Here is a 397-nt window from a genome sequence, read left to right on the forward strand (position 1 = left end):
GAATATGAACATGATGTGACAGTGCCTTTTACGATCTGCCCTTTTTATTTGTTTTTGGTCATTTTCAGCAAAAAGTGAGCTAATTTGATCTGTATAGAGAAAATTATGAGCATACAGAATGATGCATATTCACCACAAAGATAGAGTTTTTCAGCATTTTTATTCTCAAAAAGCAAAAATACACTGATCTATTTTGACTCTAGCCTTTGCCATCAAACTGTCATCTAAATCTGTTTAGCTTGGGTGAAAATAAATCATTTCAAAAAATGCTATGCCTAAATACTTTGCTTACTACCGCTGGCCTTTGTTATGTGTAGCGACTGCCTGTAGCTTATCCCTGTGGTTGTTTATCTTACTTGGACAGAGCAAGTCGTTTGCTGAATGGAACTGGGTCGAT

The organism is Acinetobacter sp. UBA6720, assembly GCF_002454215.1.
Lineage (GTDB): Bacteria > Pseudomonadota > Gammaproteobacteria > Pseudomonadales > Moraxellaceae > Acinetobacter.